The sequence below is a fragment of the Candidatus Marimicrobium litorale genome, from assembly GCF_026262645.1.
GTDB classification, from domain to species: Bacteria; Pseudomonadota; Gammaproteobacteria; order Pseudomonadales; family Halieaceae; genus Marimicrobium; species Marimicrobium litorale.
The window spans coordinates 2610755-2625865 of sequence record NZ_SHNO01000001.1 but is presented as its reverse complement, the minus strand read 5'-3'; the positions used below and the strand labels follow the sequence as shown (position 1 = coordinate 2625865).

Sequence of the window (15111 nt, the reverse complement as noted above, 5' to 3'; positions counted from 1 at the left end):
AGCCTGTGTAAGAGCGAGTTTAGTCAGCGGCGGCATGGACATTCAAACCAATGCCGCCGCGGTGGAATGCCAGGTGGCTCGCCGACGCACCCTATCGGTGTACTCTAGTTAGAGCATACTGTGGCATATTAGTGGCTTGGGAGGCATATAACGATGGCAGTAAAACACGAAGTAGCCAGCATGGACTGGCAGGACCCATTCGGGCTGGAGCAACAACTTACCTCGGATCAGCGGCAGGTGCGCGACTCGGCCCGCCAGTATGCACAGCAAAAATTGTTGCCCCGTGTGCGCGATGCTTTTCGTAATGAAGAAACCGACCCTGCGATATTCACTGAGATGGGTGAGTTGGGATTATTGGGCTCTACGCTCCATGGCTACGGTTGCCCGGGGGTTGACTCTATTTCCTATGGCTTGATTGCCCGCGAGATAGAGCGTGTGGACTCCGGATTTCGCTCCATGATGAGCGTGCAGTCCTCCCTGGTAATGTACCCGATCTATGCCTATGGCAGTGAAGTACAGAGACAGACCTACCTGCCAAAACTTGCCAGCGGTGAGTGGATAGGTTGCTTCGGACTGACAGAGCCGGACCACGGTTCAGACCCGGCAGGTATGGTCACCCGCGCGAAGAGTATCGAAGGGGGCTATTTGCTTAATGGTGCAAAGATGTGGATCAGTAACAGCCCACTGGCGCATGTATTCGTGGTGTGGGCGAAAACCGATGATGAAAAAATTCGCGGCTTCATTCTGGAGCGCGATATGGATGGGCTCAGTGCACCAAAAATTGAAGGCAAGCTGGCCCTGCGCGCCTCTGTCACCGGAGAAATCGTGATGCAGGACGTATTCGTTCCGGAGGCGCAGCTACTGCCCGGCGTCGAGGGCATCAAGGGCCCTTTCGGCTGTCTCAACAAGGCGCGGTATGGGATTAGCTGGGGCGCTCTGGGTGCTGCTGAAACCTGTTGGCATACCGCGCGGGATTACACCCTGGCGCGGCAACAGTTTGGCCGCCCGCTGGCCGCCAACCAGCTGGTGCAGCTGAAGCTCGCCGATATGCAGACGGAAATTGCTTTGGCTCTGCAGGGTTGTCTGCGGGCGGGCCACTTGCTGAATGAGGATGCCCTGGCGCCGGCGCTGATCTCGCTTCTCAAGCGCAATTCCTGTGGTAAAGCTTTGGCCATCGCGCGCAATGCGCGGGATATGTTGGGTGGTAACGGCATATCCGATGAGTACCCCGTTATGCGACACATGTGTAACCTCGAGGTGGTGAATACCTATGAGGGTACGCACGACATCCACGCTCTGATCCTGGGGCGTACCCAAACGGGCATACCTGCCTTTTGATCGTTTTTACTGAGCAGTCGTGTTCGATATACACGCAGCAGCGTAAATTGTGGCCCTGGGAAGCAGGGCTGCGAGGTCCTACTTGCGAATCGACGTTCACGCCAAGCTTATCTGACGTTGTGTAGCGCAAGTTTGCCAGGGTCTCAATGGACGCCACTACTGCTTGGCGAGCTGCGCTGACTCAAGTTGGCTAACGGTGACGGTTCTTTTCATTTAAGGAAACCGCTAGTTCATGATTTCAACAGCATGCACAGGTGCGAGCTGTCCGGTCGGATTGAGCGGTCGCATATCTGGGATCATGGCTGCCAAGGTAAGTTCCCGATTACCGGGTGCCGGGTGTGTGCTGAGAAATTCTGGCGGGCGCTTACCGCCCTCCCGGGAGCCCATTTTTTCCCACAGGCTTACGGCGGCGTCCGGGTCATAACCGGCACGAACAGCGAGTTCCATACCGATCTGATCTGCCTCCGATTCCGCAGTGCGGCTATTGGGAAGGCCCAGCGCCAGCCTCGCCGCAACAGCGGCGCCCCCAGCAGCGACCACGGGCTTGTCCGACAAGATTGCGATGGCGACTACCCCCACAGAGGTGGCCATAGCGCGGGACATACGTTCTGCGGTGTGATTGGCCAGAGCATGGGAAATTTCGTGGCCCATGATCTGCGCAAATTCGGCGTCGGTCAGTTTCAGCTTCTCAAACAGCCCGGTGTACACCGCCATGCGACCCCCCGCCATGCACCAGGCGTTAACAATGTCCGGGGCATCCACAATAGCGACACTCCATTGCCAATTCCGGGTGCTCGGATACATCTCGGTAGCGACGGTAACCAGTCGGCCCGTGATGGTCGCTACCCGCCTCGACAGGGCCGGATCATTGACGAGCTTGTCATCAGCATTCAGTTCATCGACCGTTGTGAGGTAGGCTTTTCTCGATTCAACGATAGCGGATTCAGGGGAAACCAGCATGAGCTGCGACCGTCCTGTTGGGCTGGTGGCGCATGCGGTTAGCAAAGGCAGAAAAAACAGTGTAACGATGAGCATCTTCATGGCGGTGTGCAATATCGGTCAAGTACGCTAGTGGCAGAGTGAGCAAGGTTGCCAGAAGATGTCATGAAAGGCGAATACCCGGGTGCGGTGACCCGGGGCTCAGCGGTTTGCCTATATCGGAAGCCCCTCGTCGATGTTGTGGTTGGCTTCTGCGGGGGTCTGCATGCCAGTGGTCGCCACAAAGCCATTAACTTCGTCGCGAATGGAGGCGACATCGTCCGCGCTGGCGTAAAACTGCGAGTACCATTTGCGTCCATGTTTGAAGGGACCGTCGGTCTTCAATTGCATGATTTTGATTGCCGGCCGCTTGTTCTGCCATACGTTGAAGTCTGCACCGAAAGCTTCCAATGCACCTGCTTGGGCTTGCCTGGCAGCCTCCCGATCTTCGTCTGTTGCGCCGCCTTCCGTGCCCTTGTAGAGGCAGCCGTGAAAGCACTTGGAAACACCGTCTTCCACAGGGGTGTTGGCAATCAGCTCATAGATGACGTTGTCGGCGAATACCTGTTTGGATAGTAGTATACCGGGACCTGTGTACCAGGTCGTGGTGTAGAGATAGGTTTGATAAAGCTGCATCGGCCCACCCTGACGCTGAATACAGATATGATCTTTATACTCGTTCTCGAAGTATTCGCTGGGCGCGCCATGGGTTGGGCCCAGGTGGCGGACGTCTGCCATGTTGTCCAAAATTTCCTGCGGATGAATTTGCAGTTCACCGAGGTGGTCCAATTCCCAGCGTACCCACTGAGAATCATCCCACTCGGCCAGTGACGGCGCATCGTAGTCCGGTGCGCGACCATCCGGATCGAACCAGGCCATGATGCACCCCATATTATCTACCACGGGATACGAGCGAATAGAGGCGGACTTTGGGCAGGGCCCGTCGTGGTAGGGGATGTCATCGACATCGCCTTGTGGGTTGTAGCGCCAGCCATGATAAGGGCAGCGTATAGAGTCACCTTCAATCTGATCGCCATTCTTGACGATCATGGCGCTGGTGCTGGCGGTCAAGTGTGTACCCATGTGGGCACAGTATGCGTCGAGCAGCACGGGGTTGCCGCTTTCGCCGCGGTACAGTGCCAGATCTTGTCCGAAGTAACGTACGGCCATTGGGCCGTCATCCAGTTTTTTGCTCTCGGCGACAACGAACCAGCCGCGAGGATACGTGTTGGGTCCCAGGTTGTAATCAACAGATGTTGCCATGGTATGCCTACCGTCCATGTTGTAATTGACTAAAGTATAGACTGAGCCGGCGCCAAAGGTACCACCCGGACAGTGTTGCGATGCAAAGGATTAGCCGGCGGCTCAACTATTCAACTTACTGCTCAAGTTTACGCAGTTGTCTCATCGGGTATATCACTGGCAGGGTTCATTGCGTTAAACCGTCGTCCCAGGAAGATGCCTGTTAGCGCCCACAGCCCGGCGACAACCGCGCCGATGCCCGCGACAGCCGCCAACCCCAGGCCGAGCCCCTGAGTGAGTGCTGTAAAAAGCCAGGCATTGAGCATGTCGCCGCCGCGATAAATTACAATATCAATCACTTGCTTGGCCTTAAATCGGGTTTCGCGATCCACCGCCGTGAACAGCATTTCGCGGGCGGGTCGGGAGATCGCATAGTTCCCCGCGCGTCGCGCAACCTGCACGCCAACCACGACATAAACCATTGGCTCAGCCGCTAGCATCAGCATGCCGCCACCCACGAGGACCGGAATGAGGGCCAACGTGAAAGGCAGCCCGAAGCGTTGCGCAATGCGCCCGGTAGCAAACAGGGCTACCAACAGGGTGAGACTGTTTACGGCAAGATCCATGCCTCCCCATATCTGGGTGCGCATATCGGGGTCGAAGTCAGCCAGCAGGTTTTTCAGCTCAAAGTACACAAAAGAGCTGATAGTGGTGTAGAGAAATATGAATAAACCGATACCAAGCAGATAGGGACTGCGCATGAATTCCGCGAAACCGGCCAGAGGATTGCCACCGATAAACTCGACATCTTCGTTACCGACAGAAACGTTGCCATTGTGCAGATCAGTCTGCTTGAGTCGCTGCACCCACGCGACCAACGGTAGAGCCAACACTACCAGTAAGGCCGCTATCAGCATCAGGTTTTCGGTGCCTATATCTTTTACAAGCAACGTCGTGAGTGCGGGCCCAGCCAGACCTCCAATGCTTGCCCCTGCGCCGATAAAGCCGAACAGGCGAATGGACTGGGGTTTGGAAAATGTATCTGCCATGAAGCTCCAAAACACGGAGATATGAAACAGGCTGAAAAGGCTTATCCAGATGTAAAAACTTTTGTCTAGCAGCGTGCGGTCAGTGACTGATGCTGCGCCAAGGTAAAACAGTACAAAGCTAACAGCGAAAAAGCTATAAACAGAGGGGACTAAACGCGAGAAACGCAGCCTTGCGACAGCCGCCCCATAAAGGGAAACAGCGATAAAGCTGATAAAAAATGTAAAGGTCCACAGCCAGCTGACCTCGGCATCACTCCAATCCGATGCCATGGCATCCCGCACCGGGCGTAAAATGTAATAGGAAGCCATGAGCATCATAACAAGGCTGAACGAAGCAAGCGTTGCCCGCGCCTCGTGGGGGCGTATATCGCTGGCCCGGCCAAGCAGGCCCCAGCCGACCTCTTGCAATCGACGACGGTAATTCATGCCATGCTTCCTCACTACGGGCTGAGCAGTGTTCCAGCCCCCGGTGGCGGGGTCAAGGTGCGACTGACCGCATCTACAGACAGTGTTTCATTTCCCTGGCTATGTTATCCGAGGGTTAGGTTTTTGAGGGACGCAGTGCCACAAGACAGGGTTGAGAATCTGAACAAAAATCGCCACAAAAGAGGCTGGAGGTCACTGCAGTACTAAAGGCGGGCGCTGTAGGTCAGGACGTACTGAGGCCCCGTCACGTCGATTTTTCCGATAGTGCGGTCAAAATCCAGCTCCGTGGAAATATAGCGCAGGCCGAGGCCGAGGTAGCGATTATCACCGATTTCGAAATCGACCCCGGCACGGCTGTAGAACCCTACAGCCACGTCTGAGCTGTCCGAGTTGTCACTGGTGGGGCTGCGTGCGGGACGCCCGGAGGGCGGTGTCTCGGTATAATTTTCGTCCTCGACCTCATGGTAGCCGTACATGATCATGGGGCCCACGGACAAGTAAGTGGTAATGCGCTCACTGATGCGGCCGCGCAGATAGCCACCCAGGTGAAGCTCAACCAGGAGCAGCGAGTTGTCCGCCTCGTAGGTGATCGTGCCACCATTATTCTCCGTGAGGCTGCCGGAAAAGGTAATGTCTTCGTTTTTCCAGCTGACACTGCCGCCCGGATTTATACCCCAGTGCACGAAACCTCGTCCAAACAAGTATTCCAGCTCGAAACCAGCGGTGGGCAACGACGAAAAATCAACTTCGACAGACTCATTATCAGCGTCGGTCCAACTGGTTGTCTGGTCATCCAACTCGGCGACCCCGAGGTAAATCTGCAAGAAAGGCGTAGTCGCCTCTTCTGCCATTGCCGAGGGGGGTAGCGTGAACAGGAGCGCTAACGCTGCTGACAGTGCCGATGTCCTACCGTAGGGGAGAATTGTATTCAACTTTGGGCCAGCATCCATTTACGCAAACGATTGGAGTCGCCATACGGCGTGAGTTTGCCGAAGGAATTAAGTAATACAATAGATATCTCCTCGCCACCGATATTCACCTGCATTACCAGGCAGCGGCCTGCTTCCCGGATAAAACCTGTCTTACTGAGCTCGATTGCCCACTGATCGTTTTTTAGCAGACGATTGGTATTGGCATAGGTGAGTGGCCCGCGATTGCTATAGGGCCTGACGTCTGCCTTTGTGGTGGTAGTGGCGCGAGTGATGAGAGGGTAGTCCTCCGCTGCGGCGAGCATTTTTGCAAGGTCACTGGCAGTGGATTGGTTGTTGGCATTCAAGCCCGCCGGGTCGGCAAAACGGGTGCTGGACATGCCGAGACTTTCGGCCTTTTGATTCATGGCAGTGACGAATGCGCTCACCCCTCCGGGAAAAGTCCTGCCCAGCGCGGATGCGGCGCGATTTTCAGACGACATGAGAGCCAGCAATAATAGTTCGCGTCGGGGTAGTGCAGCACCGAAGGCGAGGCGGGAACCGGTCAGTTTGATAGTGTCACGGTCGGCGTGGGTAATGGTGATTGTCTTGTCGAGGTCTAGCGCCGCATCAAGGATTACCATCGCGGTCATGAGTTTGGTAATGGATGCAATGGGCCTGATCGTATCTATATCCTTGCCATAAATCACGTTGCCTTGGGCATCCAGTACGAGGGCGGATGCTGAGCGGAGGCCCGGGTTGCCTTCAAGACCGTTGAATGAGGAATCGCTGGCGGCGATTGTTCCGCTTAGAGAAAGCGTCAGAACAAAACCGATTGTTCTGGCAATAAACATCGTTGCGCCGCCCCTGGATATTGTGTGTGCTTTACCCCGTGTCGATAGCCTCTATCGTGCTATCGACATCGGGTAAAAGTATGCCCCAGATGAGTCGTGAGCACCACCGCTGCAGTGGGGCAAATCTGCCTTAGCCAGGTTCCGATTCGGCGCCTGCCTCGACGCGCAGCAGGCTGCGGAAGGCGCGACTGGCGCTGGACTCGCCTGACAGTACGCGGTAAACATCCTCCACCATGGGTATTTCTACCTTGTATTGCGCGGCGAGGGCTAATACCGCCGGGGCACTTTTTACGCCCTCGGCGACCATGAACATTTCATTGGTTATGTCCTGCATATCGCGACCTTTGCCCAGTTCGATTCCCACGTGGTGGTTGCGGCTTTGAGGGCTGGTGCATGTGGCGATCATATCGCCCATGCCGGCTAGTCCGGCGAATGTCTCGGGCTGGCCGCCCATGGCAACGCCTAACCGGGTGATTTCGGCCAGTCCGCGGGTGATCAGACCGGCGCGAGTATTGTCACCTGCCCCAAGGCCGTCACCTATACCTACTGCGATAGCAACAATATTCTTCAACACGCCCCCTAGCTCGCAACCGATTACGTCGGTATTGGTATAGGTGCGGAACAGGCCAGAATTAAAGACGGGCTGCAGTTGCTGCACAATGACGCTGTCCTCCATGGCGAGCACGCTTGCGGCCGCTTTCCCCTCCATGATCTCCCGAGCAAGATTGGGCCCTGTCAGCACGCCTGCCGGGTGGCCCGGCAGCACTTCTTTGATGATCTCGCTCATGCGCAGGTGGGTGTCCAGTTCGAGGCCTTTGCTCAGGCTGATCACCGGGACCCCTTGCCGCACATGTGCCTTCACGTCGTTCAGGACCTCGCGGAAATGCTGTGAAGGGATACCCATCACGACAACATCAGCGAGGCTGACGGCGTCTTTTATACTGTGTGTTGCGACCAGCTTCTCCGGAAGCATTACCCCCGGCAGGTAGGTGTGGTTGCGGTGCTCTGCGTTGATCTCCTCGACAGTGTCGGGATTTCGCGCCCATAAACTGACTGCGCTGTTGCGGGTCGCCAGTGATGCCACCGCTGTCCCCCAGGACCCTCCGCCCAGAACGGCGACTTTCAAATCAGACATGCTTTCTCTCCTTGAGATGGGCGTCGACATGATAAGGGGGAAACGGGCGGGCATCTATTTTTGCGTATAAAAAAACGCCATCGCAAGGCAGTGAGCGACGGCGTTAAGGGTAAGGCTAGCGTTTTGTATGCCTGGGCTTTTGCTATCCGACCCGCAATAACCGGATACCGTTCCCTGGCGGCAAACATGTCTGACAAATGCTTGCGAGCTTCTCCCAAAAGCAGCGGCGATTGCCCTTAACGGGCACTAAGCCAACCAGCCGCAGCACATTGAGTATTGATGATCGTTTGTGAAAAAACAAGAAATAACTATATGATATGTATTTATAGCAGGCAATAATTAAAAATTATATCATTCTGCTTTCCTGAACAAGAGCGTCATACGGTCCGATTCCCCGGTAGCCAGATTTGCGGCGCGTTCGTCGGGGTCGCTGTCACTGCCTCTGAGTGACGGCGGTAAGCGCCAGACTACGTCGTCCGCAGAGGGGTTATCCAGGCCATTAGCGTTGATCTCGCTAGCAGCCACCAGCTCGAAACCCGCTTTTTCAAACATGGCGATGACGTGAGACTGCTTCAGGTAACCTGCGTTGCCGAGCGCCCAGTGATTGTCGGCCGTTTCCGGTGCCCGGTGTTGCACCACACCTACCAGTCCGTCGTCCTTGAGCATGCTGTGCACCGAGGCTAGAGCCTCGGTGCGCGTTTTGGCAAGGCGCTCAAAGCGGTTGAGGTTGTGGAGCGCCCGTATCAGCAATACGCGGTCTACCGTACCGCGAATATTCTCGGGTACCTCTTCGAAGGTGAAGCCGCGGGCGGTTATGCCATTGTCGGTATATGACGCCACCCGTTCGGGAAACTGGCTGGTTGCCTCGACACGCTTATCAATCCAATCTGGCGTGGCGAAATCGAACATGCGCCACATGCGGCTGGCATAGGTCACCCCGTAGAGCGTGCCCTTTGCACCGAGATAATTGGCCAGTATCTGCGTGTACCAGCCGCCGCCGGGGAGACCTTCGGCCACTGTCATAGCCGGTTTGATTCGAAAGAAAGTGAGTGTGTCAGCGGGATGGCGGTAGGCGTCCCGGCGCTTGTCCTCCGCACTGCGAGCCGCCAGGGCAACACTCAGCGCCGGGTCGATGGGCGAATGGTCCGCCGCCACGCTGTGGGTGGTCACTAGTAGTCCGAGGGTGAGGATGCAAGCAATTGGTAAGGGCATAGTGTCTGTCTCCGAAAATATGCGTAATCCTGAGGGCTTACCTTAGCTCTGGCAAGCGCCCTAGTGAAGTTTTGGGCAGCGCTGGCGAATGCTGGCGGTCGCAATCAATTAACCTGTACTGGCCTTCTCAAGTCAGTAGAATGGCCGCATGCGACATGCCGTGTGCCCCTCGGCCTCGTTACTATGCGGCGCACTGACAAAGTAAAATCGACAGGAGAGACTGCTATGGCCAAGGTGCTTATCACGGGAGCTACGGGCTTCATTGGAAACCATGTCACCCGACTGTGCCTCGAAAAGGGCGATGATGTCCGTGTGATGGTGATGCCGGGCGAGGATCGTTCTCCGCTAAACGGTATGGAAGTGGAATTCGTGGAGGGGAACCTGATGGATCACCCGTCTCTGTCCAGGGCGGTCGAGGGCTGTGAGCAGCTTTACCATCTGGCGGCCCTGTTCAAGATATGGACCAAGGATCCGAACCTGCACTACAAAATTAACGTCGACGGCGCCCGCGCGATGTTGACTGCGGCAAAAATGGCCGAAGTAGAGAAAATTGTCTTCACCAGCAGCGTGGCCGCAATTGGTGTCGCCAGCGATGGGAGCTGGGCCAACGAGGAAACGTCTTTTAACGGCTGGGACTGGGGTAGTGAATACATTCTGTCGAAGTTCATCAGTCACCAGATGGTGAAGGGTATGGTAAGCGATGGCCTGCCCGCGGTCATTGTCATGCCGGGCCTCCCGTTCGGTCCAGGGGATCGCGCGCCCACACCAACCGGCACCATGATTCTGCGTACGCTGGAAGGGAAAATGAAAAATTACTGGGATGCCGGCGTATGCGCCGTCGACGTGCGCGACGTGGCCAAGGGGCACGTGCTGGCGATGGAAAAGGGGCGTATCGGCCAGTCCTATGCCCTGACCAACAGGGATGGCAACATGACAAACAAGGCAATGATCGATTTGATCGCCCGGGTTGCGGATGTGTCAGGCGCGGCCAAGACCGAGGTGTCGCCCAAGATTATGCTGGCCGTGGCAAAGGTCGTTGAAGGTATTTCCAAAATCACTGGTCGTGAGCCGATGACCACGTATAAAAATACCGTCTACGCACTGCAGCATGGGTACGTGGATTCATCAAAGGCCATTGAAGAATTGGGCCTGCCGCAAACACCGATCGAAACGGCGGTTGCGGATTCTGTGAAGTGGTTCCGTGAGAACGGCTACGCCTGACGACCGGGCCAATCCTATCGAGATGACGGCTTGGCTGGCGCATCAATGGATGCGCCTTTACTTAAGCGTCAGTGCGAGAACACTCAGCCGGCCGCGCCCATGTACTGCTCGCAGATGCTTTCACCCAGCTCCCCGGTCAAACGCGCGCTGCTGCCTGTGGTGAGCTCGATCTGTCGCGCCCACTGGCAATAGCGGTACAGCGGGTAATCCTTATCCACTCCTGTGCCCCCATGGCAATGCTGTGACGCCTGACTGACCCGGTGGGTGACATCACCGCACCAGATTTTCGCCATGAGTACGGCATCTGCGGCGGGGCGCCCCTGGTCGATCAGGGAGGCGGCTTGCTGAGTGACGAGGCGCAAGCATTCCACATCGATATAGCAATCGGCAACACGGTGGCTGACAGCCTGGAATGTGGCGACCGCCCGACCGAATTGCTCTCGCTCCGAGGTGTATTGACCGGTGATGCGCATCATTTTGTCGCATACGCCCAGGGCCATGGCCGCAAGCGCGACCCGTGTGGCCTGCAGCGCCCATTGCATAGCAATCAGCGCATCTCCGCCGGTGGCCACGATATCCTCGGCAGGAACCTGCGCCTTGTCCATCACCAGTTCGTGGCGGGTATCCCCCGCGGTGACCTCCTGACGGTTGAGTGTGACGCCGGCAGCTTTAGGGTCCAAGAGCGCGACAATGAGCTCCTCGCCGTTGTGTGCGGACACCAGAACGCGCGCAGCGGTTTGTGCCTGGTTGACGCAGATCTTGCTGCCGCTCAGGGCGTAACCTCCTTCGACCGGCTGCGCGGTGCAGCCGGGTTTTGCCGGGTCGTCGTTGTTGTATTCCTCAAGTGCCGAGGTGACGATGGTGCTGCCGCTGGCAATGCCTGGCAGCCATTGGTCTTTCTGACTATCGCTTCCATAGCGCCGCAGTGTTGCAGCAGCGCCCACTAACACTGGGACCACGGGGATCTGAGCGACGGTACGGCCAACTTCTTCACAGAGAACGGTGAGGGCGAAAAAGCCCAGGCCCATGCCGCCCTGATTCTCGGCAATATCCAGCCCGAGCAGGCCGGCCTCTGCCAGAGCGGCCCAAAGCTTCTCATCGAAGACGTCATCCTGCTGCTCGATCGCTTTCAATTTGTCGACCTCGGTGAAGTCGCCCATAATTTGTGCCGCCAGTTGCTGCACACTTTTTACTTCGTCTGAAATAGTGAAATCCATGTTCTGTGCCCTGATTCTGTTTATTTACGTTAGCGGAATATCGTTTAAAGCGCCGATCTAGTCTTCATCGGGTGCGCGGCATCCACAGTCCGGCCATCGAGATAATGTCTCTTTGAATCTCGTTCGTACCGCCTCCAAACGTGAGGATAGAACCGACCCGCCAGCGGAATTCGAGTTTGCCCTTGAGCACGGCTCCCGGTGAGTGAGTGGCGATAGTGCCCGCCTGTCCCATCACCTCCAGCAATAGACGGTATAGCTGTACGAAAAATTCGCTGCTGTAGACTTTGGCCGTTGACGCATCTGCCATATCCAGTGGTCCTTGATCCATCGCCCAGGCCTGCTTCCAGCAAATGAGCTTGACCACTTCCAGTCCGCTTTTTACTTTCGCGAGATTGTGCTGCACCCATGGTTGTTCAATGATTTTGCCGCCTCCCTGTGCGTCTGTCTCCGCGGCCCATTCGCAGACGCCCTGGTAGAGGGAATCGACCTGGCCATGAGTAAACAAGGACAACCGTTCAATATTGAGCTGGCCGGTAACAAGCTTCCAGCCAGCATTCACCTCTCCCACGCGGTATTTGTCCGGCAGACGAATGTCGTTGTAATAGGTGGCGTTGGTTCTTACGCCCAGCGTATGCACCGGTGTAACGGAGAAGCCCTCGGAGTTTGTAGGCACCAGGAACATGGTGAGCCCTTTGTGCTTTTTGCTTTCATCTGGATCGGTGCGCGCAGCCAGCCACACATAGTCGGCAAAGTTGGCCAGACTGGTCCACATTTTTTGACCGTTGATGATCCAGTCGTCCCCATCTTTCACCGCCCGTGTTTTCAAACTGGCAAGATCGGTGCCGGCGGAGGGCTCGGAATAACCAATAGCAATGACCACCTTGCCATTGCGAACGCCGCCGACCACCTCTTCCTTGACTGCCTCGCTGGCGTTTGCAGCGACCACCGGTGTTGTCGATTCGGTGGTAAGGAAAGGGTAGGGGAAGCCTGAACGTACCACTTCATCGGTAAAAATATATTGCTCGATATGAGACATCTCCTTGCCGCCCAATTCCTTGGACCAGCTCAATCCTATCCACCCGTCTTCTCCCATGCGTGCGTACTGTTTACGAAACTCAGGGCCGCCCCCCTCTTTGTACTCGGCGATTTTCATTTCCTCCGCCAATTCCGGCGTCATGATAGTTGTCATGTAATCGCGGACTTTTTGTTGCAGGGCTTTCTGCTCGGATGTTAACTCGATGTTCATACAGCTGTTCCTCGTTATGATGACTCGCCCACCGGGTGGAGACGTGATCTGCTTTCGCTTGACCCTCTAGCGTGTCTAATGACTTTGTATCGCTTTGATGAATTTTTTTTGTCGCGCTGGTTCGCCCGTATCTACCGTGCACATCCAGGTGTCTACCAGACCGCCAAAGCGCTGCTTCAGTAGCGAGGGCACCTGATCGATATCCTCTGACACCAGTGCGAAGGTATTGAGAATCTCGTCTGTGATAAGAGCGCCCAGATCATCCCAGCGGTCCTCACGGGTTAACTGATTGGCCTCGCCCTGCAAATCGCCCCAGCCGTGTAGCTCAAGCACCGGCCGGTAGGCGGGTGTTGAGGCATAAAAGCCGAGTTGTGCCCGGATTGACCGGCGAGACTCTTCAAAAGCTTCTTCCGTCGCCCCCGCGACGACCATGGCCGGCACGCTAATATCGAAATCAGCGCGATCGCGCCCGGACTTCACCAGCCCCCGTTCGACAGCGGGGATTGTTACGCGCTGCAAATACTCTACGGTGGTGAAGCCATGCGAGATCACCCCATTGGCGACTTCTCCAGCAACTTCTGTCATCAGGGGGCCCACTGCGGCAAGGTTGATGCCCGGCCCGCCGAAATCACTTTTTCGCGGCGTAAACATTGGCGTCATCAGGTCGTGGCGATAAAATTCGCCGTTGAAACCAAGCGTTTCCCCAGTCTCCCAGCAGCGCCAGATCTCCTGCATGGCGAGAATAAATTCGCGCATGCGCGCGGCCGGTTTTGACCACGGCATGGAGAAGCGCCGGGTGATGTGAGGTTTGATCTGTGAGCCCAGCCCGACAGTGAAGCGGCCGCGACAGTAGTGATTGAGATCCCAGCCCAGATTGGCCATGGTCATCGGGTTGCGGGCGAAGGCAACACTGATGGAAGTGGTCAGCTTTATGCGGCTGCTGTGTTCTGCTGCGAGTACCAGTGGGAAGAACGGGTCGTTGTTGATTTCCGCGGAGAAAGCAGCATCGTAGCCGCGCTCCTCCAGCTCGGCAATCGCCACTGGCGCACTATCCAGGTCGGCACCCAGCATTCCGCTGACTTTCACCAGTTATTCTCCCAAAGAATCCCATCAGGATAGCGCTGCTAGCAGGCGGTCTATCATGCCCTGTGCCTGTTCTGCATAACCGCCACCGAACAGGTTGTAGTGGTTCAGGATGTGATACAAGTTGTACAGCACTTTACGCGTCTCGTAGCCGGGATCAAGTGACCAGGACTGCCTATAGGACTGGTAAAACCGCTCACTAAAACCGCCAAACAGCTCGGTCATGGCCAGGTCAGCCTCCCGGTCGCCGAAATAGGCCGCAGGGTCAAAGATGACGGGCTCTCCTTTTGCGATAGTGCCTGTATTGCCGTTCCAAAGGTCACCGTGAAGCAGTGATGGCTCTGGCCGGTAGTCGATAAAGAAGGCGTGAACCTCGGACTGCAGGCGCCTGCCGCAGTCGATAAGCCTGCCGGACGCGCCATTTCGTCGCGCGAGATCAAGCTGGACGCCCAGCCGCTGCTCGCGGAAAAAATCGCACCAATCAGTGTTTCTTTCGTTGGATTGGCGGGTTTCGCCAATATAGTTATCGCGGTGAAACCCGAAGGTATCGCCGCAGTGGCGGTGCAGCTCGGCCAGGCGTTCTCCGAGCTGGGCCTCGTCCCCGCATGATTGCGACTCGAGGGCCAGGAATTCCATCACCAGCCAGCTATGTGCCCCGTCACTGCCGGTGCACAGGGGTCTTGGGGCCGTGATTGCGCCCGCTGCCCGTATAGCGATCAGGCTGGCAGCCTCGGCCACGAACAGATCTTCCTTGTTGGTATGGTTTATTTTTGCAAACACACGCTGACGACCGTCTTGCAGACAGAATGTCTCGTTGATGCAGCCACCGCTCACGGCGTGAGCAGCACGGACGGTGAACCGGCAGTTCAGCGCCGCAGAAAGAGAATGTTGCAGTGTCTGCCAGTCCATGCTGCCCCTAGGCGTCAGCCCTCAATCATGGCATTAATGAGAAGTTGAGCAAAACAGCGTCGGGACTTATAATGCGCCCCGTCGTCAGAAAGCACATCATAGGACTATAGCTCAGTTGGTTAGAGCGCTACCTTGACATGGTAGAGGTCCCCAGTTCGAATCTGGGTAGTCCTACCAATCTCCCAGCCCCACTTGGCAGTACAAGACAGGTTTAAAATTCGTCGGTAGGCAGTGGTTGCGTGATGCGTCACAGCGGCGAACATGTCACAACAAGCGATGAAAACGAGTGAGAT

Annotated in this window: 13 protein-coding genes and 1 tRNA gene; 3 read left to right on the top strand and 11 right to left on the bottom strand. The window is 56.3% G+C overall.

Going from position 1 to position 15111, the window contains the following annotated elements:
- Window positions 1-153 precede the first annotated feature (153 nt).
- Complete coding sequence (locus EYC82_RS11765; protein ID WP_279249727.1) at window positions 154-1338, top strand: acyl-CoA dehydrogenase; 1185 nt, start codon at window positions 154-156, stop codon at window positions 1336-1338.
- Window positions 1339-1563: 225 nt separating this feature from the next.
- Here the strand turns inward: EYC82_RS11765 and EYC82_RS11760 are convergent, their stop codons facing one another.
- The 7 genes from EYC82_RS11760 to EYC82_RS11730 form a co-directional block, all read right to left on the bottom strand.
- Complete coding sequence (locus EYC82_RS11760; protein ID WP_341475061.1) at window positions 1564-2298, bottom strand: M48 family metallopeptidase; 735 nt, start codon at window positions 2296-2298, stop codon at window positions 1564-1566.
- A 192-nt stretch (window positions 2299-2490) separates the two neighbouring features.
- The gene (locus EYC82_RS11755) at window positions 2491-3579 is read right to left on the bottom strand and encodes a Rieske 2Fe-2S domain-containing protein (RefSeq protein WP_279249725.1); all 1089 of its coding nucleotides are present in this window, start codon (window positions 3577-3579) and stop codon (window positions 2491-2493) included.
- Window positions 3580-3707: 128 nt separating this feature from the next.
- A complete protein-coding gene (locus EYC82_RS11750) occupies window positions 3708-5033 on the bottom strand; it encodes an NTP/NDP exchange transporter (RefSeq protein ID WP_279249724.1) in 1326 nt (441 codons plus the stop codon).
- 203 nt (window positions 5034-5236) lie between these two features.
- Window positions 5237-5965, bottom strand: coding sequence for an outer membrane beta-barrel protein (locus EYC82_RS11745; RefSeq protein ID WP_279249723.1), 729 nt, complete (start codon window positions 5963-5965; stop codon window positions 5237-5239).
- Window positions 5962-6795, bottom strand: a complete 834-nt coding sequence (gene pbpG, locus EYC82_RS11740; RefSeq protein ID WP_279249722.1) for a D-alanyl-D-alanine endopeptidase — start codon at window positions 6793-6795, stop codon at window positions 5962-5964. Before pbpG ends, EYC82_RS11745 begins: the two co-directional genes overlap by 4 nt.
- Window positions 6796-6925: 130 nt before the next feature.
- Window positions 6926-7930 (bottom strand): NAD(P)H-dependent glycerol-3-phosphate dehydrogenase, encoded by a 1005-nt coding sequence (locus EYC82_RS11735; RefSeq protein WP_279249721.1) that lies wholly within the window; start codon window positions 7928-7930, stop codon window positions 6926-6928.
- A 351-nt stretch (window positions 7931-8281) separates the two neighbouring features.
- Window positions 8282-9142 carry a class I SAM-dependent methyltransferase gene (locus EYC82_RS11730; protein ID WP_279249720.1) on the bottom strand — a complete coding sequence of 287 codons (861 nt, stop codon included), beginning with the start codon at window positions 9140-9142 and terminating at the stop codon, window positions 8282-8284.
- Between the two features lie 225 nt (window positions 9143-9367).
- Between EYC82_RS11730 and EYC82_RS11725 the strand changes: the two genes are divergently transcribed.
- Window positions 9368-10363 (top strand): NAD-dependent epimerase/dehydratase family protein, encoded by a 996-nt coding sequence (locus tag EYC82_RS11725; protein ID WP_279249719.1) that lies wholly within the window; start codon window positions 9368-9370, stop codon window positions 10361-10363.
- 83 nt (window positions 10364-10446) lie between these two features.
- On the opposite strand, the gene EYC82_RS11720 is transcribed toward EYC82_RS11725, so the two are convergent.
- The 4 genes from EYC82_RS11720 to EYC82_RS11705 all read right to left on the bottom strand — a co-directional run bounded on the left by EYC82_RS11720 (window position 10447) and on the right by EYC82_RS11705 (window position 14818).
- Window positions 10447-11580 carry an acyl-CoA dehydrogenase family protein gene (locus tag EYC82_RS11720; RefSeq protein WP_279249718.1) on the bottom strand — a complete coding sequence of 378 codons (1134 nt, stop codon included), beginning with the start codon at window positions 11578-11580 and terminating at the stop codon, window positions 10447-10449.
- Between the two features lie 64 nt (window positions 11581-11644).
- Window positions 11645-12826 (bottom strand): acyl-CoA dehydrogenase family protein, encoded by a 1182-nt coding sequence (locus EYC82_RS11715; RefSeq protein ID WP_279249717.1) that lies wholly within the window; start codon window positions 12824-12826, stop codon window positions 11645-11647.
- A 75-nt stretch (window positions 12827-12901) separates the two neighbouring features.
- Window positions 12902-13912, bottom strand: a complete 1011-nt coding sequence (locus tag EYC82_RS11710; protein ID WP_279249716.1) for a TIGR03617 family F420-dependent LLM class oxidoreductase — start codon at window positions 13910-13912, stop codon at window positions 12902-12904.
- 24 nt (window positions 13913-13936) lie between these two features.
- Window positions 13937-14818 carry a fructosamine kinase family protein gene (locus EYC82_RS11705; RefSeq protein ID WP_279249715.1) on the bottom strand — a complete coding sequence of 294 codons (882 nt, stop codon included), beginning with the start codon at window positions 14816-14818 and terminating at the stop codon, window positions 13937-13939.
- 100 nt (window positions 14819-14918) lie between these two features.
- On the opposite strand from EYC82_RS11705, the gene EYC82_RS11700 reads away from it, so the two are divergent.
- Window positions 14919-14995, top strand: a tRNA-Val gene (locus EYC82_RS11700).
- Window positions 14996-15111 lie beyond the last annotated feature (116 nt).